Raw genomic sequence first — 18,546 nt, 5'->3', positions numbered from 1 at the left:
TACAATCAAAAAATTGAATAAATTTAATTTAAAGCTATACAAATGATAAAAACTGATTTCAATAATTTAAAAAAGCTGCTGTTAATTAATTGTATGATCCTGTTTGGTACATCCTGTGTAAACAAACCTGAAAAAATTCAGGAACCTGAAATTCGCCTGATTACACTGGATCCCGGACATTTTCATTCCGCTCTTTTACAGAAGTCAAAGTTTCCGGAAATTGACTCATTAGTGCATGTATATGCCCCTTATGGGGATGAAGTCAAGGCTCATCTGAATCTGATCAGCTCTTATAACAAAAGAAAAGAAGATCCTACAAACTGGAAACAAAAGGTATATACCGGTGATGATTACCTTGAAAAGATGTTTCAGGAAAAGGCTGGTAATGTCGTAGTTATTGCCGGAAACAATAAGTTTAAGACCAATTATATCAAGCAGTCGATTGATTCGGGTTTAAACGTACTGGCCGATAAACCGATGGCCATCGATACCGAAGGTTTTAATACGCTGGTTCAGGCTTTTGAATCAGCCGAGAAAAATAAAGTGCTGCTTTATGATATTATGACCGAGCGCTTTGAGATCAATAGCATCCTTCAAAAGGAGTTTGCGCATCTTCCGGCATTTGGAGAGCTGGAAAAGGGCAGTCCTGAAAACCCATCGGTTACGAAAATTAGTGTTCATTATTTCTTTAAGAATGTTTCCGGAAAACCGCTTGTAAGACCAGCCTGGTTTTTTGATGTTAAGCAACAGGGAGAAGGAATCACTGATATTACGACCCATCTGGTTGATCTGGTACAATGGGAATGTTTTCCTGATCAGGTATTGGACTATAAAAAGGATATCGAGATTGTTTCAGCCAAAAGATGGAGTACTAAATTAACAGCCCCGCAATTTGAAAAGGTTACCTTGAAGAAAGAGTTTCCGGAATATCTGAAAGCTGATGTCAAAGATGGCGTATTGTATCCTTACTCAAACGGTGAAATAAACTACCGCCTGAAAGGAATACATGCAAAAGTTTCTGTAACATGGGATTTCCAGGCACCTGAAGGAACCGGAGATACTCATTTCTCAGTAATGCGTGGCACTAAGGCCAGCGTTATTATAAAACAGGGTAAGGAGCAGAATTTTAAGCCGGTATTGTACATTGAGCCTGCTGCAGGTTCCGATATGAAAGCATTTGAAATTGCCATCATGGATGATCTTAAAAAGATCAACGACAAATATCCTGGAGTTGAATTAAAGAAAAATTCAACAGGCTGGGAAGTAATTATACCTGAAAAGTATAAAGTTGGACACGAAGATCATTTTGCTCAGGTAGCCAAAGCATACTTTCAGTATTTGAGAGATGGAAAGTTACCGGCATGGGAAGTACCGAATATGCTCGCTAAATATTATACAACAACTAAGGCAAGGGAAGTAGCTTTAGGAAAATAATGAATTTGACCTGATTTCGATCTAAGGAAGGGTAAAAATACGTTTATAAATGATTTGATGCGGCTCTGGACCCGCAATAATTGATTTTTGAAACCAATACCTGTGTGTTATTGGCTATTTCAGCCCTTTCCTAAGGAGTATTTCCGGCAAGAAATCGCGTTTTATTTCAAATTACTAAATAGCCGGAAGATACTTCCTCCGGCAAGGTTTATTTTACCTGGGGCTGTTTTTCATCGGAAGGGGCAGCCCGGCACTGCTGCTGCCCCTTCCAGAAATCGAACTCATGTTAATTTAGGGGCTTTAACATTCCCTTTTTTTTATAATAGGCCATAGTCAGTATGATCATCCGGTTATAACTTTTCATTCCATCGGGTTGTTTATTGGCCTTGAGGTAATTATCGTAAAAGATATTACTGAATTTCCTGGTCATACCCCTGTATTCCTCCCAATAGGCTCTTTCATTGTTCAGATCAGCCAAAAAAGATTCTGAAATCCGGCTTTTCAGAGTTTGAAATACCAGGGTATCCAATCTGCCAGTTTCAAACATAAATTCCTGTGCAGCCAGGTAGTAAGCCGAATATCTGAGCATTGGATTATCCGACCCACTTGCACTTATAAAGCCAATAAAATTAGCCTCATCCTCGGCACCATAGCCCATAGAATGTGCCGCTTCATGGCAGGCAACAAAGGGTTTTAAATATATTGGCATTCCTGAATTGATCTGAGCTTCGCCGGTGAATGGATTAAAGTATCCGGCAGTCCCGAAATAATCCAGAAGCGGGCTAAGAAGGGAATTCTTTGTTTTGGGAATCGGGTATACAGCTGCATTATATGGTGGAGGAAGGTTTTTTATTGCTATGGCAGATGCATTGTAAAGCTCATGTTCAGTTTGCGGCCATTGTTCCGGATTTATTTTCGAGCGGATGGAATTAGCAGAATCAATAAGAATGGTGGTAACTTTGTAAAGCTCCTCATTTGAATATTCCGGGCCGGTCAGTTTCAGTCTTTCTACTGCTGACAGACGGAAATAATTTAGCCCCCAGAATAAATAGAAAACAAGTATGAGTAATTCCAGGGAAATAATCATATTAAGACCAATTATTGCTCCGTCTAAGCGTCTTTTCTGAAAGAAAAATAGTTTTAAAAACTTAAAAATGGATATTATTATTGCGATGCTCAGTAGCAAATAGAGCAGATCTCCCAGACTGAAAGGGATAGGATTGAAAATGAATTGAAGTCCGCTGCGAATTTGTGGATAGATCCAGTTAGAATAGTATTTTTCAACCAGCTCAGGTTGAGATTTTTGCTGGAAAATGAGTATGATTAATGACAGCAGAAGTAAGCTGCTGATTAATTTTAGCTTCGGATTCCTATCTGAGTCTTTCTGAATCATGCTATAAATATGCAATTTATATCCCGAAGCAATTTTCCTGTTTCAGACAGGGGAGTAATCATCGCTTAATAAATATTAACTTTGGAATAATTGCTTAAATAAAGAGCCGATTTACCGATAAATGCCTTCTAAATATGCTTATAATTAATAACTATACTGAATTTGAATCTTATCTGGGACAGGAACTGGGTGTTTCTGCCTGGCATAAAATTACTCAGGATCAGATTGGAAAATTCGCTGATGCCACTCTTGATCATCAATGGATACATATTGATACGGAGCGGGCGGCTACTGAGGGGCCTTTTAAGGCAACGATTGCTCATGGTTATCTTACCATCTCCCTCACTCCATATCTGTGGAAACAGATTGCTGATATTAGAAACCTGAAAATGGAGATCAACTATGGTATTGAGAATCTCAAATTTGCGCAAGCTGTTGTTGTGAATTCTCAGGTAAGGCTGAAAGCGAAATTGGTTTCAATTGCAAACCTAAGAGGTGTAACCAAGGCTGTCCTAGGTGTTGAACTCGAGATTCAGGGTCAAATTAAACCTGCTTTTAAAGGAGAACTAGTATTCCTATACCATTTTATTGACTAATGTCTATTTGCATGAGGATAAATATTTTCCCTGAATTATGACTAAGTTCGCCGCCTAACAATCTGAACAGGAAATTATGCCCAAATCCCGTAAAGCTGCTGTCAGTTTTATTTTTATTACCCTATTGCTGGATGTTATTGGGCTGGGTTTAATTATCCCAGTTTTCCCACAATTAATAGAAGAATTGATTCAGGGGAGTATTAGCGAGGCTTCCCAATGGGCTGGTTTGCTAACTTTTGCTTATGCTGTTATGCAGTTTGTGTGCGCCCCGATAATTGGTAATCTGAGCGACAAGTATGGACGAAGACCTGTTTTATTATTATCCCTCTTAGGTTTCGGAATTGATTATATATTTCTTTCAATGGCTCCTACGATATGGTGGCTTTTTGTCGGAAGGTTAATTGCCGGGCTATTTGGTGCAAGTTTTACCACAGCTACGGCTTATATTGCCGATATCAGTACTCCTGAAAACCGGGCCAAAAATTTCGGAATGATTGGGGCTGCATTCGGATTGGGATTTATTATTGGTCCAGGTTTGGGCGGACTTTTAGGGGAGTTTGGACCAAGGGTTCCATTCATGGCAGCAGCAGGACTGACATTCCTGAATTTGATCTATGGCTATTTTGTACTTCCTGAATCCCTTGCAAAAGAACACCGGAGACCTTTTGAATGGAAGCGAGCTAATCCACTCGGTTCTCTGATCCAGCTAAAGAAGTACAAAGGTGTGGGTGGCTTGATTGTTTCCCTGATATTTGTCTATATCGCAGGCCATGCTGTTCAAAGTACCTGGACCTTTTTCAACATAGAGAAATTTCAATGGAGCAATACCCTAATGGGGATTTCATTAACTGTTATTGGTTTGCTTATTGCGATAGTACAGGGTGGCTTAATCCGGTATATTAATCCAAAACTGGGTGATGAGAAAAGTATCTATGTCGGTTTAGGGCTATATTCCCTGGGTCTGTTCCTGTTTTCTTTCGCTACAGAAGGCTGGATGATGTTTGTCTTTTTAATTCCCTACTGTCTGGGTGGTATCGCTGGCCCTGCTCTGCAATCTATTATTTCAGGCAATGTTCCTAAAAATGAACAGGGTGAGCTGCAGGGAGCATTAACCAGTTTAATGAGTGCGACTTCTATTGTAGGGCCTTTACTCATGACCAATTTATTTGCCTGGTTTACAAGGCCCGAAGGGGATGTTAAATTTGCGGGTGCTCCATTTTTTGCCGGAGCAATATTAATGCTTATCAGTGCTGTTGTTGCAGCGAGAAGCATGAAAAAGGAGGCCTTTTTGAACAGAAAAACTATCCATAACGAAGAACCAATAAGCCCGGCTCATTAACTATTTAACACAAGGACCGCTTAGTTTTTCTGCGGCGGACTGATCATGATATGCGCCCTGTGTGTTCCCGGATCCATAAGCCAGGGCATACCCGGTACATCAGGTTTTAGTGGAAGTCCTGTGCTTTCTGCAGTAGCATAAGGGATGTAAACCACATATCTCAGATATCCATCCTTAACAGTTCCGGTCATTGGATCAAAATTTTCAGCTTTGGCGGTATAAACAAATAAGCTTGCAGGTTGTTTGGGCATAGGAAACCACCCGCTCTTTGCCTCATGATCACGGATATCAGTCACTTCCTTAGGAGTCTTACCCTGACTCTTTAATTCACGTCCCCTTTTCATAAAGGGTTCAAGATCCTGATGATAACAGGCCACATTTAAGCCCGGAGTTTTGGGATCATCTGCCAGACAGATCATTTCATTAGTCCCTTTTCTGAGCAGAATAAATTCTCCCTTTTCAGAATAGCCATAAACACTTGAAGCCCCGCGCTTGTCGGCAGGAGCGGCTAATTCAGCAGTTTTTATTTGTATTGCGGCAGATGGAATTGCATTTTGAGCTTTTAGTGTAAGTCCCAGACTTATAAGAGCAATGACAAAAATCGTTCTTTTCATTTCAGTTTTGAATAGATGTTGAGTTTACCTGAATATAATAATAATGCTTTTTATTGAGAAAAACAAGCAATTATAGCTCCATGGTTCAGCCTTTTTCTTGCGGGACTAGTTTTATCTCATGATCGGCTATGCTAATGAGACGTTCTTTATAGAGGCTTCCAATGGCTTTTTTGAAGGCTTTTTTACTAATTTTTAACCGATTGTAAATATCTTCAGGTGAGCTCTTGTCTCCCAGGAGAATTGATCCATTGTTTTCCTGAAGATCGATCATCAGGCTGTCTTTCAGGTCAAGTATATGTTTGAATCCAATCACCTGCAGACTGAGATCAATTTTATTACCTTCACGAATCTTCTTTATAAATCCCCGTTTCTGATCTCCGGGTTTAAGGTCTTCAAAAACCTCATTCCTGTAAATAAGTCCCATGAACCGTTGATTAATGACGGCACTGAACCCGAGGTCACTTTCATCCGTGATCAGTAGTCTGACCTCATCCCCCTCTTCAAAATCATGTTCATCCTGATTAATGAAATCATTAAGGTACGACGATGCCGTAATGCGTTCAGTTTTTTCATCATTATAAAGGAAAACAACGTATTTCTGGCCAATCTTCATTGGGCGCCTTTGCTCTTTGCTCGGAACAAATACATCTTTACCTATGCCCATATCCATGAAAGCACCGTTTTCATTTTCGTCAACAACTTCAAGAAAAGCAAATTCATCAACCTGGGCAATTGGAGTTTCTGTTGTAGCCATTAAACGGCCATCGCTATGGATATAAACAAAAACATGAAGGTTATCACCAATCTCTGCCCCTTCCGGAGCATAGAGGTAGGGCAGCAGAACTTCTTTCTCTCCTTCAGTCAAAATGAGACCATTTTCAGTCTTTTTTATAAACCTTAGTTCATTGAATTTGCCGATCTCTATCATGGTTGTAATTTAATATTTTTCAAAGATACTAAACTGTTAACGATTGAAATGATCTATGCAAACTGCAATCATAAACCTAATTCCTGAGCCGGGTATTTAATCGTAATTTTGCATGTTTAAGGATTAAACACAAAATATAAATCATCATTGCTTTTGGAGCAAATTGCACGGTTTAACATTTCAGGATTTGGCAACTAAAGTATTTTTAATAACTCCACCCTTCACTCAGTTAAATACGCCATACCCTGCTACGGCATATCTGAAGGGTTTCCTTAATACAAAAAGCATTTCTTCACATCAGGCTGATCTTGGAATTGAAGTTATTTTGAAACTGTTTTCAAGCGTCGGATTGGATGACATGTTCAATCAAATCATTCACACCAATACTATTTCAGAAAATTCAAAGCGAATCATTGCCCTCAAATCACATTATATTAATACTATTGATGCAGTGATATCTTTCTTGCAGGGACATAATCCAACACTTTCACACCTGATTTGTCAGGAAGATTTTCTGCCCGAAGCCTCACGATTTAAGCAGTTGGACGAGCTAGACTGGGCATTCGGTACCATGGGTACCCAGGATAAGGCTAAACACCTGGCCACCCTATATCTGGAAGACATCTCTGATCTGATTGTAGAATGTATAGATCCCCATTTTGGATTCAGCAGATATGCTGAGCGTTTGGGACGTTCTGCATCCAGTTTTGATGAATTATACGAAGCCTTACACCTTGATAAGACATTTATTGACAATATGCTTATGCTTATTCTGGATGAGAAAATGAAAAATTTGAATCCTGAACTTGTGTCATTATCAGTACCATTTCCCGGAAATCTTTATTCCGCTTTTCGGATTGCCCAATGGATCAAGTTGCATTATCCTGAAGTTAAGATCGCAATGGGTGGGGGCTTCCCAAATACCGAATTGCGATCAGTTTCGGATGTAAGAGTATTTGAATTCTTCGATTTTATCTGTCTGGATGATGGGGAAGCTCCTATCGAGCATCTATGTGAATATGTTGACGGGAAGCGTGGTCTGGATGAGCTGAAACGGACCTTTGCAATTGTCGATTCAAAGCTGAAGTATTGCAATAGCAGTATTTCTCCCGACTACAAGCAATTTGAGGTAGGTACACCTGATTATAGTGATCTGCTGCTTGATAAATATATTTCAGTTATTGAGGTAGCCAACCCCATGCACCGGATGTGGAGCGATGGGAGGTGGAACAAACTGACTATGGCTCATGGCTGCTATTGGGGAAAATGTACCTTTTGTGATATTTCATTGGATTACATTAAGGTTTATGAGCCTGTTGCTGCCGCACTGCTTTGCGACAGGATGGAGGAAATGATTCAGCAGACTGGTGAGCGGGGTTTTCATTTCGTCGATGAAGCGGCACCACCGGCCCTGATGCGCTCACTTGCTTTGGAGATTATCAGGAGAAAATTAACTGTAAGCTGGTGGACAAACATTCGCTTTGAGAAGAGTTTTACAAGGGATCTTTGTTTACTGTTAAAAGCTTCAGGCTGTATTGCCATTTCGGGCGGACTCGAAGTAGCATCTGATCGTCTGCTGGAGTTAATCCAAAAAGGGGTTACGGTTGAACAGGTAGCCAGGGTCTGTCATAATTTTACTGAAGCAGGGATTATGGTTCATGCTTATCTGATGTATGGTTTCCCAAGCCAAACTGCTCAGGAGACCATCGATTCACTGGAAATGGTAAGACAAATGTTTGAGGCAGGTGTGCTTCAGTCGGCATTCTGGCATCAGTTTGCGATGACAGCTCATAGTCCGGTGGGAATGTACCCTGAAAAATTCAAAGTTGAAAAAGCCTGCAGCACTGGTGGCACCTTCGCAAATAATGACATTGTTCATCTTGATAAAAGTGGAACTGATCATGAATTGTTTAGTTATGGCTTAAAAAAATCCTTGTTTAATTATATGCATGGAATTTGTTTTGATTACCCTTTGCAGGAATGGTTTGAACATAAAGTACCTGAAACTAAGGTTGATCCTGAATTTATTCTAAAGTCCCTGTCGAAAGAAGAATCATTGCTGATAAAACCCGATGCAAAAGTAGTTTGGCTCGGAACCAAGCCTGTAGTGGATTATTTCAGCAAAAGTAAAAAGGGCAGGCAATGGGAAATGGCCGAGCTAAAGTTCTTTGATAAGAAAGGGAGCTTTAACCTTCAGATCGAAAAAGCTCAGGCTGATTGGCTGATGGATTTTTTAACTAATGCAGGTCCTGAAAATAAAGAACTTATGACATTTAAAAAGGCAAAAGCCGATTTTGAAAATTGCCTAAAAATAGATTTCGAACCTTTTTGGTACGGAAAAGCAATTAATACTCTCAGGCATGGCGACCTGTTGATACTCTAAATTTTCACTTTTTGAAGCGCGAGCCGCATGCTTCGATACAAGCTCCATTTATTTCAAGTGAATTTCCATTGAGTTTATAATTAAGAATTGTTGCTGTGCCATTCTGATGAACGAATTCAATCTTTTGATCATCGATTACCCTGTACTGCTTATAATTAGTAAAATTATTACCAGAGAGGGATCCATCTGCATTTATTTGGATGTATGAATCACTATTTTTTACGGATACCCATTTTCCACTTCCATCACCCGGATCGGCTGTCCGACATGTTCCGCAGCGCATGTCGAATAATAGATGATGCGGGTTTGAAACCCGCTTATATTAGTCCAATACTTTCAATTAATCATCGAAGGGATATGTCTTGTTTTCAGTTTTTAAAATTTATAAAATAAGATTAAACAAGAATCCTGAAAAAATGATAAAGAATGCAACAATCCCAAAATATATAGCTATCAGTTTCAATGACATTACTTTTTTAAGTAATGTCGCCTCCGGAATGGATAAGCCAACTGTTGCCATCATAAATGCAAGGGCAGTTCCAAGCGGAACACCTTTGGCCACAAATACCTGAATAACAGGTATTACCCCTGCCGCATTAGCATACATGGGTATTCCAACTAATACGGCAAGCGGAACTGTCCACCATTGACCACCTCCTAAGTATTGACCGAAGAAATTTTCAGGCACATATCCATGCATGGCTGCACCAATGGCAATACCAATGATTACGTATAAAACAACACCTTTTACTATTTCCCAGGCTCCCCGGGTTATTTCAGGTAAGCGTTGGCGAAAAGTCAATTTTGCTTCTTCATATTCGCTTTGCTGCATTTTGTTTTCCAAAATTTTCTTTACCCAATCCGATAGAAGGGGTTCAAGATTGAATTTTCCTAATAACCAACCGCCAATTGTACCCAGTAAGATACCTGAGGCAGCATAAATTAAAGTTGCTTGCAGACCAAACATTCCAATAAACATCGCAATGGCCACTTCGTTGACTAATGGCGAGGTTATAAGAAAAGCAAAGGTTACCCCTAATGGAATGCCACCCTGCACGAAGCCAATAAATAAGGGGACGGAAGAGCAGGAACAGAATGGTGTAATTGCCCCGAAAACAGAAGCAAAAAAGTATTCTAAACCGTAAAGCTTTTTTCTGTTCAGGAAATTTTTTAACTTTTCAATGGGCAAATACGCATTCACAATGCCCATCAGGAAAACAATCAAAAACAGAAGAATTAGAATTTTCAATGTATCGTAAACAAAGAAATTCAGGGCAGTACCGAGGTGGCTATCTGCTGCAATTCCAAAGACTGAATATATCAGCCAGTCGGCAAAATGTTGAATCCAATCGAACATAAAAAATTTTTAACAACAACCTGAAGTGGAACAACAAGAGTCGTTACCTGTTACAGCAGAAATATCCCCTTTTGTCGGAAATCCTTTTTGTACCCAACGAATAATACCGTGTTGCATATTTACTACGTTCGTGTAACCTTTGTTTACCAAAAAGCCTGCTGCTCTTAAACTCTTAATACCACTTTTGCAAACCATAATTACCTCTTTATCCTTAGGTATTTCAGAAAACCGATTTTCAAAATCACTTAAAGGTATATTGATGATATTAGGTACTTCATACGCTAGCTGATCTATTTCTTCTTTTTCACGAACATCAACTAATAATGCTCCGTTTTTTATCCACTCCTGGGTAGTTGTGGGGCATATTTCTTTGACTAAAGTTTGATTTTCCATTAATTTACTTTTTCAGGAGTTCAATAATTTCATTTACCTGGGCTATTCTGCCTTTGATTTTAATTTCTTCATCAATCATCAAAACCGGAGTCATCAGAATATTGTATTTCATCATTTCTTCAATATCTTCCACTTTCTCCACATTGGCTTCAATGTTGGTTTGTTTCAGTGCTTCAAGCACATTGCTGTAGGTGGTTTTGCATTTTGGGCAACCCGGCCCTAATACTTTTATCTCTTTCATTTGGTCTGGTTTAAGGATTCAATTCGTAAATTTACGAACAAATATTTCATATTCGTTAATCTACGAACTAATTTTAAAAAAAATTAGTTTAAAACCTTGTTGAGCAGGGTCTTAGCGAGATTGAAGTTCTCCCGGTTGATGCAATACTTTGTTGATGGAGGTGTAATTTCGCCTTGTATGAGCCCCGCTTCTTTAAGTTCATTTAAATGCTGAGAAAGGGTTGACTTTGCTACGGGAAGTTCGTCTGCCATATCCCCATGATAACAGCAGGCCTGAGAATTAAGCAATTCTAAAATGGCTATCCGAACAGGATGACCCATGGCTTTAGCAAATCTTGCTGCTAGTTCTTGCTCAGAGGTAAAATAATCGGTTTTGATACTGCCTGACATTCTTTCGATAATTTATTGTTCGTAAATATACGAACATTATTTGAAATAATATCTTCATTTTGCTGCTCGACATGCCCTGCGGAACATGTCGAACAGCGAATTGGTTTTTAATTCACACCACCCTTACGAATCGGGCTACGTTGGGCAGGCCATGACATTGGCTGGCCGGTACGCGGACTTATCGGCAGAATGCTTTTTTCGCGTGATGCCGGTGTTGGATCTTCACTTGCTTTGTAAGCCATGATCGCTGTCAGAATTGCATTTTTTTGAACATCATCAAATACTATCTTATCATAGGTATCACGGTTGGTATGCCAGGTATAAGTACCATATGCCCAGCTTAATGAACTTAATGAAAAAGCAGGAACACCTGCAGCTACAAAGGATGCATAATCAGACCCGCCAGCTCCGGGACTACCTGGGAAGTTGGTTTTAATTTCTGATCTGATATCATCTGGTACTGCCTGTAACCATTTGCCCAAATAACTGTAAGCATGTAAAAATCCCTGACCCGAGAGATCAACAACCCTTCCGGTTCCGTTATCCTGATTGAAAAGTGCCTGAATATTTCTGACAATTTCCGGGTGGTCTTCAACGAATGCTCTGGAACCATTCAAGCCCTGTTCCTCGCTACCCCAATGGCCAACAAGAATAGTTCTCCTTGGATTTGGATAAACTTTTTTAAGGATTCTCATCGCTTCGAGCATGGTTACTGTTCCGGTTGCATTATCTGTAGCTCCAGTTCCTCCATCCCATGAATCGAAATGCGCAGATAGAACAACATACTCATCTGGTTTTTCAGTGCCTTTGATTTCAGCTATGGTATTGAATACGGGTACCATTCCCAATTGTTTTGAATCGGCTCGCAAATTAATTTTAGGTTTAACTCCTGATTCAGTTAGACGAAAGAGCATTCCGTAATCTTCAAGAGAAAGATCAATTGTTGGGATTTTTGTGCTCTGAGCACCAAATATTTTATTAACACCAAATCCGGCAGACCAGTTGGAGGAAAAAATACCTGCGGCTCCCGCATTTTCAAGCGCTATTGCCAATGCTTTTGGATTTAGACCGGTTTTAGCAAGTCGGTTACGCCATGCATTTGTAGCATCAGTACGTTCGGTCTTCATTTTTTCAAGAGATTCTTTGGTAGCAAATTCTTCCCAGTTTCTGTCATCCCTTCCTGTAGGCTGCTGCATTGAGATCATAACGAATTTACCCTTGACATTAGGTAACCAGTTTTGAAATGCAATCGAGTCGGAAAGATCGGCCAGTATAATCGTTTCTGCAGTAACCGTTTTACCGTGCGTTGAAGCACTCCATGCAAGTTGCATTCCCTCAAGCGACTCTGTACGCGGGTGAATCATATCAATATGGGTTATGCCTCTTTCCCATCCACGCCATTCTCCCCATTTTTCATTTCTTGCAGGAATACCCCAGCTCTCATATTTTGCTATAGCCCAGTCGTGGGCCTGTTTCATTTGCGGGGTTCCAACTAACCTTGGGCCGATTCCATCAGTCAGCTCATGGGCAAGCTTTTTCAATTGTGAGTTTTCATACGCTTCTTTAATAATCCTTTGCACAACCGGATCATTATTCTGGGCATAAGTTATGCCACTTGAAAATAAAAGAACTATAGCTAAGAGCTTAATTGATTTTCTCATGAATTTAAGATGTTTTAAAATTGGTTCTGGACTGCGAAGATATTAAAAAGCAAGAAGAATGAAAATTATACGGGCTTGAACATCAGTTTTTTGGCAGCCCGATAATTCATGTCTTTTTTTCTTATTTATAGAATTCCTTTAAATATTTAGAATGATTCATATCTTACGTCATACATCTTAATTATGAAGAATAAACTTCGCTGTTTTTGAAATTTATAGAATTACTACAATGCCCATCAAAATTTTTTATCCTCAAAAGGTTTTTTATTTACTGTTTACATTCCTTCTCACTTTCTTAATTATTTCCCCCGGGAGTGCACAGCCGAAATTTACAGGTAAAGCAGATTTGCTTTCTACTCCAAAAAAATATACCGTGTTCTTTAATGCGGAGTCTCCAAAAATTGATGGTAAACTGGATGATGAGGCCTGGAGAAATGTGGAGTGGACAGATAATTTTCAGGACATCGAAGCTGACCGAAAACCCCGGCCAATCTGGAATACCCGCGCAAAGATGACCTGGGATAGTAAAGGATTATACATTGCAGCCGAACTTCTGGAGCCTCATGTATGGGCATATTTAAAGAACTATGACGATATCGTTTTTTATGACAATGATTTTGAAGTATTCATTGATCCCGATAATGATACACATCGCTATTATGAATTTGAAGTTAATGCCTTGAATACTATGTTCGATTTGTTTATGCCTAAGCCATATCGGAATGGAAGTGGAGCTTTGATTGCTTATAACGCTCCCGGAATGCAATGGGCAGTAGAAATTCAGGGAACATTAAATAATCCATCAGATATTGATAAAGGCTGGACTGTAGAGATGTTTATCCCTTTTGGGGCAGTGACTATGGGCAATTCTCCAAAAATACCTGCTGACGGTGATTTTTGGCGGATCAATTTTTCCAGAGTACAATGGAAGACTGAAGTGGTAGATGGAAAATATGTCAAATTGAAAGGAGCAGATGGCAGGAATTTACCAGAATACAATTGGGTCTGGTCGCCACAAGGTGTGATCAATATGCATTTCCCTGAGCGCTGGGCTTATCTTCAATTTAGTAATAAGCCATCCGGTAGTTCTAAAAATTCATTTACTATCCCATATAGTGAAGAGCAAAAAAAATATCTTTGGTATGTATATTATCTGCAGCAGGATTATTATCAGAAACATAAGGTATATGCTTCTGACTTGGGTAAATTGGGAATCAGTGAACCTATATTTCTGGTCGGGGGAAAGGAAAACAAATTATGGATGGAGGCAGGTACTCATCAGTTTATGGTATTTATCAGTAGTGATGATCTTGTTTACAGTGTAAATAACGAGGGACTGGTACAACTGAGGAATCGGACGTCTAAATAACAACTTCCTATCCCTTCAAATTAATTATATCCCTGCAATTTATAGATAATTGTTCCTGCTACTTCATGCATTAGATTCTCCCATCGAACAATATTTCTGGTATTAGGGATAATGAGATCAGATGGTGAAAACTCCTGGCTATGGTACATCCCATCAGTAGGATGAATATCAACATCCAGCCCTACTTTCTTAAAGCAGCCTTCCGCCCTTCTCATATGCCAGGCAGAAGTGATCATAATTGCGGATTTCAGGCCTCCTGCAATCATAATTTTTTTTGATTCTACAGCATTTTCATAGGTGTTTCTCGAAACGGTGTCAATAAGGACAACTGAATCGGGTACACCGCAATTTTCTATTAAAAAGGCTTTTGCAAGCCTTGATTCGCGCGTATCATTTAACAGACTGCCACTTCCACCACTAATTATTATTTTTTTTATTCTGCCTTTTCTATATTGTATCAAACCCTCTGTCAGCCTGTCTGCACTTTCCCCAAAACTCAGGCTTCCATCTTCTTTATTCCGGCTCATAAACCCGCTGAGGATTATCCCTGCATCATAAACTTTCAGTGTATTCATATTGCTTTTGGATTCCCAGTAATTAAGCAATTGATTAATAATTAAAGGATTACTGAAAAAAAGTAGCATGCCCAAAGAAAGGATGAACAATTTTCTTCTTTGGTCAGTCTTCTTTACGATTAATGCCAGAATCATGACACAAAGAATCAAGACTGTTGGAGAGATAAGGAAGGTAAGGATCTTGGATAAATAAAAAAACATGTCTTTTAAATTAAAATATAGTAGGTAAAATTCTCCTATCAAGCAGACAAATTAAGAAAAAATATAAGGATTTATCTCAAGGTTAAAATCAGAATCAGAGTATCTATAATATCCTTAATCCGAAACCATTTACCCTGTTTAACGTATAAAAATACATATTTCAACCCTGGAATTAAATTAGCTTGAACTCAAAGCAATTCTTTTTCTCATCAAATTGCTAATAGGGGTAGTTAATGTCGGGGCCAGAACACTAACAATTGTCAATAGTTGAGTCAATGAAATTCCAGACTAAGGAGTTTATAGCTGTATTACTAGTATTACTACTTTTTATTGGGGGTACAATTTCTGTATTGGCTCAGCAAAAGGCTATGTTTACACAATATATGTTTAACGGTTTGATAATCAATCCGTCATATTCATCCATGGATGAAGCTCTTAATGTCACTGCCCTTGTCAGGCAGCAATGGGTAGGATTTAAAGGGGCTCCCAATACCCAAACAGTATCGGTACACAGCCCGATAAAGCAATCACGAACTTCCCTTGGATTAATTCTTATGAGAGATCAGATAGGTGAGGTAATTAGCGAAAATGGGGTTTTGGGGACTGCAGCCCATAAAGTTGCGATAGGAGATGATACCTATTTTGCCCTTGGCCTGAATGCCGGAATAGGGAAATATGTTGGTCAGTACAGCCAGTCAGGCAGTCCTTCAGCAGCTCTGGATCCAGTTTTTGCGGATCAGAATTCCCTGAGGGCCAATCTTGGATTTGGCTTAATGTTATTCTCTCAGAAATTTTATGCCGGCTTTTCATCACCGTTTTTTTATTACAGAGATATGGGGGCCAGCACCTATACAGTTACAGCATACAAGCCACATTACATATTACAGGGCGGATACCTGGCCGATTTAGGAGAAGATATTAAGTTTAAACCCAATGTGCTATTGAAATATGTTAACGGTTCCCCTGTTCAGATTGATTTGAACGCCAATTTCCTGTTTAAAGAAACGCTTTGGCTTGGGGCTTCATTACGTTCTATGGATTCAGTGGATCTGCTTGCCGAGATACAATTAAGTCCAAATGTGCAGCTAGGTTATTCCTATGATTTTACAACCACCAGATTAGCGGCAGTGGAAAGGGGATCACATGAAATTGTACTGAATTTCAGAATTTCTACCAGAGGGAATTCAAGTTCAACACCAAAATGTTATTTTTGACTTGCCTGATATAATGGGAACTTATTTGTTTTAATTACAGATTTTATGCATCCTATTCTATGCTGACTGTTAAGCCTTCCTGTTGGAGAATTTTACGGTAAACCTCAACTTCGGTAAATGAACCTTCAAGAATAGTACATTTCCCGTCATTATGGACTGTCCAGGCGATTCTTTCGGCTTGTTTTTCGGTATAGTCGAGGTATTTTATGAGACAGTGGATAACATGCTCAAATGTATTGGTATCATCATTCCAAAGAATCAGGCGATGGTTAACTTTTAACGCTGCTAAAACTTCTTCAAGTGTTAGTGTTTCTTCCTGTACCTCTGTTCCCATCTTACAAAAATACAGAATGGATATCGATTACAGAATGAATATTTTAATAAGTATGTTGTTGAATTACTGCCGATACCTCAATTTCTATAAGCAAATCAGGATGGATAAGGTTGCTTACTTCCACCATAGTTGTAGCCGGTTTTATGATTCTGAAAAATTCAGCATGTGCTTTCCCGGCTTCCTCCCATTTACTGATATCGGTAACGTACATTCGTGTTCGAACCACATCGGTCATTTGAGCTCCGGCCTCCTGCAATGCTTTTTCTATTTTATGGAGGATGAATTTTGTCTGGGCGTACAGGTCATTTTTCCCGATCAGAATATCTCCATCAACAGAAGTGGTTCCTGATACTTCAATGATGTTTCCGATACGTACAGCTCTGCAATAACCAACTTGATCTTCCCAAACGGCTCCTGAAGAAATATTAATACGTTTTTGCATCCCGAACCGATTGAAATTAACTTCCTTTGGCCGACCGGGTCATCATCTCAAGCATATCCCACATTTCTGGTGTAATGGCTTCAAGACCGTTGAATTGCCCTGCTCCCTGCAACCATTCGCCACCATCAATAGTGATTACTTCACCATTGATATATCCCGAAAAATCAGACATCATAAAGGCAGCAAGGTTTGCCAGTTCCTGATGATCTCCAACCCTTTTGAGAGGCACCCGGTTTTTAAAGTCGAATTTTTTGGCCATATCGCCTGGAAGCAGTCGGTCCCATGCGCCTTTCGTTGGGAAAGGACCGGGTGCGATTGCATTGTTTCGGATACCATATTTGCCCCACTCTGCCGCCAGAGACCGGGTCATGGCCAAAACTCCGCCTTTTGCGCAGGCCGATGGAACTACATATCCTGAACCTGTAAATGCATAAGTTGTTACTATATTCAATATGGTTCCGGCTTGTTTCTCTTTAATCCAGTGTTTTCCAACAGCCATTGTGCAATTGGCCGTACCTTTTAAAACGATATCAATGATCGTGGAAAATGCATTTGGAGATAGTCTTTCTGTTGGAGAAATAAAGTTTCCGGCTGCATTATTCAGTAAGCCGTTCACCTGGCCAAAAGTTTCGAGTGTTTTCTTTAATACCTCATCAACCTCCTCAGGTTTACGTACATCACATTGAACCGGAAGTACTTTTGCCTTCAGTTCCCTGCCATCGGCAGATGCTTCCTCCTGCATCTCGGCCGCAGTTTGCTCAAGAACATCCATTTTGCGACTTGTGATAACCACATTGGCACCGAGTTTTAAAAAATAAGTGCTCATTGCCCTGCCTAAACCGGTTCCGCCACCGGTAACAATGATTGTTTTTCCACTCAGGGCATCATCCCGTAACATGGGTTCATTATACATATCAGGAAGATTTTTGTTTAAGGTTTTGGATAATTGTTTTTAATATGGAACGTGTTGAGGTTGACCACCATTGTTCAAGCATATGCCCAAGCATTTCAGTCTGATCAGCATTCACCTTTTTGAGCAGTTCTTCGCGTATATTCATTTTGCTTTGTTGCCAGGTTTTTCGTTCAAGCTGTATGTAGGTCAGCATTTTACGTTCGGCGGCATGCAAGATGCTTTCAGGGCTTACTACCTCGTCAACCAGGCCTGCACTTAATGCTTCCTGGGTATTCATTAGCTTGCCTTCAAGCAATGCACGATAAGCCGGAGCATTGCCAAGCCAGAATGCGTACAGATGGAATATGCTTGCCGGGACAATGATACCTACTGGTACTTCATTTAGTCCTATAATAAATTTTCCTTCTGCCATTATCCTGTAGTCACAACAAATTGCCAAAACACATCCACCTGCCGGACTGTGTCCACTGATAGCTGCGATCATCGGCTTTTTAAAAGAGACCATAGAGCTAACCAGACTTAAAAATTCTACCCAAAACTCTCTGATCTGAACTTCATCATATTCATATAGTTCAATAAGATCCAGTCCTGCCGAAAAAAAACCATCTTTTCCGGTAAGGATAAGTCCGGCAATTGAATCATCATTTTCAATATTACGTATCATTTGATGCAGTTCAGCTACCATTTCTGAATTGATAGCATTTGAACGACCGCGATCCAATGAAAGCACGGCAATTTTATCTTTTATCTGGACTTTTATCGTATTCATC

General features: G+C 39.7%; 20 protein-coding genes. 6 read left to right on the top strand and 14 right to left on the bottom strand.

The window, feature by feature from the left end; translation table 11 throughout:
• Positions 1-42 precede the first annotated feature (42 nt).
• Positions 43-1,434, top strand: a complete 1,392-nt coding sequence (locus Q8S11_RS00895) for a putative oxidoreductase C-terminal domain-containing protein (RefSeq protein WP_305660190.1) — start codon at positions 43-45, stop codon at positions 1,432-1,434.
• Between the two features lie 286 nt (positions 1,435-1,720).
• On the opposite strand, the gene Q8S11_RS00890 is transcribed toward Q8S11_RS00895, so the two are convergent.
• Positions 1,721-2,827 (bottom strand): DUF3810 domain-containing protein, encoded by a 1,107-nt coding sequence (locus tag Q8S11_RS00890; RefSeq protein ID WP_305660189.1) that lies wholly within the window; start codon positions 2,825-2,827, stop codon positions 1,721-1,723.
• Between the two features lie 134 nt (positions 2,828-2,961).
• On the opposite strand from Q8S11_RS00890, the gene Q8S11_RS00885 reads away from it, so the two are divergent.
• Both Q8S11_RS00885 and Q8S11_RS00880 read left to right on the top strand, forming a co-directional pair.
• Positions 2,962-3,423: a MaoC family dehydratase gene (locus Q8S11_RS00885; protein ID WP_305660188.1), complete on the top strand. Its 462-nt coding sequence runs from the start codon at positions 2,962-2,964 to the stop codon at positions 3,421-3,423.
• Between the two features lie 76 nt (positions 3,424-3,499).
• Entirely contained in the window at positions 3,500-4,762 is a 1,263-nt protein-coding gene (locus tag Q8S11_RS00880) for a TCR/Tet family MFS transporter (protein ID WP_305660187.1), read from the top strand.
• A gap of 20 nt (positions 4,763-4,782) precedes the next feature.
• Here the strand turns inward: Q8S11_RS00880 and Q8S11_RS00875 are convergent, their stop codons facing one another.
• Both Q8S11_RS00875 and Q8S11_RS00870 read right to left on the bottom strand, forming a co-directional pair.
• On the bottom strand, positions 4,783-5,376 hold the full coding sequence (locus Q8S11_RS00875) for a hypothetical protein (RefSeq protein WP_305660186.1): 594 nt from the start codon (positions 5,374-5,376) through the stop codon (positions 4,783-4,785).
• Positions 5,377-5,461: 85 nt separating this feature from the next.
• Entirely contained in the window at positions 5,462-6,304 is an 843-nt protein-coding gene (locus tag Q8S11_RS00870; RefSeq protein ID WP_305660185.1) for a S1 RNA-binding domain-containing protein, read from the bottom strand.
• Between the two features lie 187 nt (positions 6,305-6,491).
• Between Q8S11_RS00870 and Q8S11_RS00865 the strand changes: the two genes are divergently transcribed.
• A complete protein-coding gene (locus Q8S11_RS00865) occupies positions 6,492-8,687 on the top strand; it encodes a radical SAM protein (protein ID WP_305660184.1) in 2,196 nt (731 codons plus the stop codon).
• Positions 8,688-8,691: 4 nt separating this feature from the next.
• Here Q8S11_RS00865 and Q8S11_RS00860 read toward each other — a convergent pair whose 3' ends face one another.
• The 6 genes from Q8S11_RS00860 to Q8S11_RS00835 all read right to left on the bottom strand — a co-directional run bounded on the left by Q8S11_RS00860 (position 8,692) and on the right by Q8S11_RS00835 (position 12,728).
• A complete protein-coding gene (locus Q8S11_RS00860) occupies positions 8,692-8,970 on the bottom strand; it encodes a hypothetical protein (protein WP_305660183.1) in 279 nt (92 codons plus the stop codon).
• 99 nt (positions 8,971-9,069) lie between these two features.
• The gene (locus Q8S11_RS00855; protein ID WP_305660182.1) at positions 9,070-10,044 is read right to left on the bottom strand and encodes a permease; all 975 of its coding nucleotides are present in this window, start codon (positions 10,042-10,044) and stop codon (positions 9,070-9,072) included.
• Positions 10,045-10,053: 9 nt separating this feature from the next.
• Positions 10,054-10,437, bottom strand: a complete 384-nt coding sequence (locus Q8S11_RS00850) for a rhodanese-like domain-containing protein (RefSeq protein ID WP_305660181.1) — start codon at positions 10,435-10,437, stop codon at positions 10,054-10,056.
• A gap of 4 nt (positions 10,438-10,441) precedes the next feature.
• Positions 10,442-10,678, bottom strand: a complete 237-nt coding sequence (locus tag Q8S11_RS00845; protein ID WP_305660180.1) for a thioredoxin family protein — start codon at positions 10,676-10,678, stop codon at positions 10,442-10,444.
• 83 nt (positions 10,679-10,761) lie between these two features.
• A complete protein-coding gene (locus tag Q8S11_RS00840) occupies positions 10,762-11,067 on the bottom strand; it encodes a helix-turn-helix transcriptional regulator (RefSeq protein WP_305660179.1) in 306 nt (101 codons plus the stop codon).
• A gap of 107 nt (positions 11,068-11,174) precedes the next feature.
• Entirely contained in the window at positions 11,175-12,728 is a 1,554-nt protein-coding gene (locus tag Q8S11_RS00835; protein ID WP_305660178.1) for a M20/M25/M40 family metallo-hydrolase, read from the bottom strand.
• Positions 12,729-12,957: 229 nt separating this feature from the next.
• On the opposite strand from Q8S11_RS00835, the gene Q8S11_RS00830 reads away from it, so the two are divergent.
• Positions 12,958-14,097 (top strand): carbohydrate-binding family 9-like protein, encoded by a 1,140-nt coding sequence (locus tag Q8S11_RS00830; protein WP_305660177.1) that lies wholly within the window; start codon positions 12,958-12,960, stop codon positions 14,095-14,097.
• 20 nt (positions 14,098-14,117) lie between these two features.
• On the opposite strand, the gene Q8S11_RS00825 is transcribed toward Q8S11_RS00830, so the two are convergent.
• Complete coding sequence (locus tag Q8S11_RS00825) at positions 14,118-14,873, bottom strand: YdcF family protein (RefSeq protein WP_305660176.1); 756 nt, start codon at positions 14,871-14,873, stop codon at positions 14,118-14,120.
• Positions 14,874-15,148: 275 nt separating this feature from the next.
• Between Q8S11_RS00825 and Q8S11_RS00820 the strand changes: the two genes are divergently transcribed.
• A complete protein-coding gene (locus Q8S11_RS00820) occupies positions 15,149-16,087 on the top strand; it encodes a type IX secretion system membrane protein PorP/SprF (RefSeq protein WP_305660175.1) in 939 nt (312 codons plus the stop codon).
• 52 nt (positions 16,088-16,139) lie between these two features.
• On the opposite strand, the gene Q8S11_RS00815 is transcribed toward Q8S11_RS00820, so the two are convergent.
• From Q8S11_RS00815 to Q8S11_RS00800, 4 genes are read right to left on the bottom strand one after another with little or no spacing between them, the layout of a single operon-like run.
• The gene (locus Q8S11_RS00815) at positions 16,140-16,421 is read right to left on the bottom strand and encodes an ATP-dependent Clp protease adaptor ClpS (protein ID WP_305660174.1); all 282 of its coding nucleotides are present in this window, start codon (positions 16,419-16,421) and stop codon (positions 16,140-16,142) included.
• Between the two features lie 43 nt (positions 16,422-16,464).
• Complete coding sequence (locus Q8S11_RS00810; protein WP_305660173.1) at positions 16,465-16,863, bottom strand: RidA family protein; 399 nt, start codon at positions 16,861-16,863, stop codon at positions 16,465-16,467.
• 16 nt (positions 16,864-16,879) lie between these two features.
• The gene (locus Q8S11_RS00805; RefSeq protein WP_305660172.1) at positions 16,880-17,776 is read right to left on the bottom strand and encodes an SDR family oxidoreductase; all 897 of its coding nucleotides are present in this window, start codon (positions 17,774-17,776) and stop codon (positions 16,880-16,882) included.
• Position 17,777: 1 nt separating this feature from the next.
• A complete protein-coding gene (locus Q8S11_RS00800; RefSeq protein WP_305660171.1) occupies positions 17,778-18,545 on the bottom strand; it encodes an enoyl-CoA hydratase/isomerase family protein in 768 nt (255 codons plus the stop codon).
• Position 18,546 lies beyond the last annotated feature (1 nt).

The organism is Daejeonella sp. (assembly GCF_030695525.1).
Classification (GTDB): Bacteria; Bacteroidota; Bacteroidia; order Sphingobacteriales; family Sphingobacteriaceae; genus Daejeonella.
This window is presented reverse-complemented; position numbering and strand designations above follow the sequence as displayed.

What these genes read in the sequence shown, in the direction of transcription:
- Q8S11_RS00870 (WP_305660185.1), bottom strand. Translation starts at nt 6,304, where the DNA reads ATGATAGAGATCGGCAAATTCAATGAACTAAGGTTTATAAAAAAGACT.
- Q8S11_RS00825 (WP_305660176.1), bottom strand. Translation starts at nt 14,873, where the DNA reads ATGTTTTTTTATTTATCCAAGATCCTTACCTTCCTTATCTCTCCAACA.
- Q8S11_RS00850 (WP_305660181.1), bottom strand. Translation starts at nt 10,437, where the DNA reads ATGGAAAATCAAACTTTAGTCAAAGAAATATGCCCCACAACTACCCAG.
- Q8S11_RS00895 (WP_305660190.1), top strand. Translation starts at nt 43, where the DNA reads ATGATAAAAACTGATTTCAATAATTTAAAAAAGCTGCTGTTAATTAAT.
- Q8S11_RS00815 (WP_305660174.1), bottom strand. Translation starts at nt 16,421, where the DNA reads ATGGGAACAGAGGTACAGGAAGAAACACTAACACTTGAAGAAGTTTTA.
- Q8S11_RS00885 (WP_305660188.1), top strand. Translation starts at nt 2,962, where the DNA reads ATGCTTATAATTAATAACTATACTGAATTTGAATCTTATCTGGGACAG.
- Q8S11_RS00880 (WP_305660187.1), top strand. Translation starts at nt 3,500, where the DNA reads ATGCCCAAATCCCGTAAAGCTGCTGTCAGTTTTATTTTTATTACCCTA.
- Q8S11_RS00855 (WP_305660182.1), bottom strand. Translation starts at nt 10,044, where the DNA reads ATGTTCGATTGGATTCAACATTTTGCCGACTGGCTGATATATTCAGTC.
- Q8S11_RS00840 (WP_305660179.1), bottom strand. Translation starts at nt 11,067, where the DNA reads ATGTCAGGCAGTATCAAAACCGATTATTTTACCTCTGAGCAAGAACTA.
- Q8S11_RS00835 (WP_305660178.1), bottom strand. Translation starts at nt 12,728, where the DNA reads ATGAGAAAATCAATTAAGCTCTTAGCTATAGTTCTTTTATTTTCAAGT.
- Q8S11_RS00800 (WP_305660171.1), bottom strand. Translation starts at nt 18,545, where the DNA reads ATGAATACGATAAAAGTCCAGATAAAAGATAAAATTGCCGTGCTTTCA.
- Q8S11_RS00845 (WP_305660180.1), bottom strand. Translation starts at nt 10,678, where the DNA reads ATGAAAGAGATAAAAGTATTAGGGCCGGGTTGCCCAAAATGCAAAACC.
- Q8S11_RS00820 (WP_305660175.1), top strand. Translation starts at nt 15,149, where the DNA reads ATGAAATTCCAGACTAAGGAGTTTATAGCTGTATTACTAGTATTACTA.
- Q8S11_RS00890 (WP_305660189.1), bottom strand. Translation starts at nt 2,827, where the DNA reads ATGATTCAGAAAGACTCAGATAGGAATCCGAAGCTAAAATTAATCAGC.
- Q8S11_RS00875 (WP_305660186.1), bottom strand. Translation starts at nt 5,376, where the DNA reads ATGAAAAGAACGATTTTTGTCATTGCTCTTATAAGTCTGGGACTTACA.
- Q8S11_RS00860 (WP_305660183.1), bottom strand. Translation starts at nt 8,970, where the DNA reads ATGCGCTGCGGAACATGTCGGACAGCCGATCCGGGTGATGGAAGTGGA.
- Q8S11_RS00810 (WP_305660173.1), bottom strand. Translation starts at nt 16,863, where the DNA reads ATGCAAAAACGTATTAATATTTCTTCAGGAGCCGTTTGGGAAGATCAA.
- Q8S11_RS00805 (WP_305660172.1), bottom strand. Translation starts at nt 17,776, where the DNA reads ATGTATAATGAACCCATGTTACGGGATGATGCCCTGAGTGGAAAAACA.
- Q8S11_RS00830 (WP_305660177.1), top strand. Translation starts at nt 12,958, where the DNA reads ATGCCCATCAAAATTTTTTATCCTCAAAAGGTTTTTTATTTACTGTTT.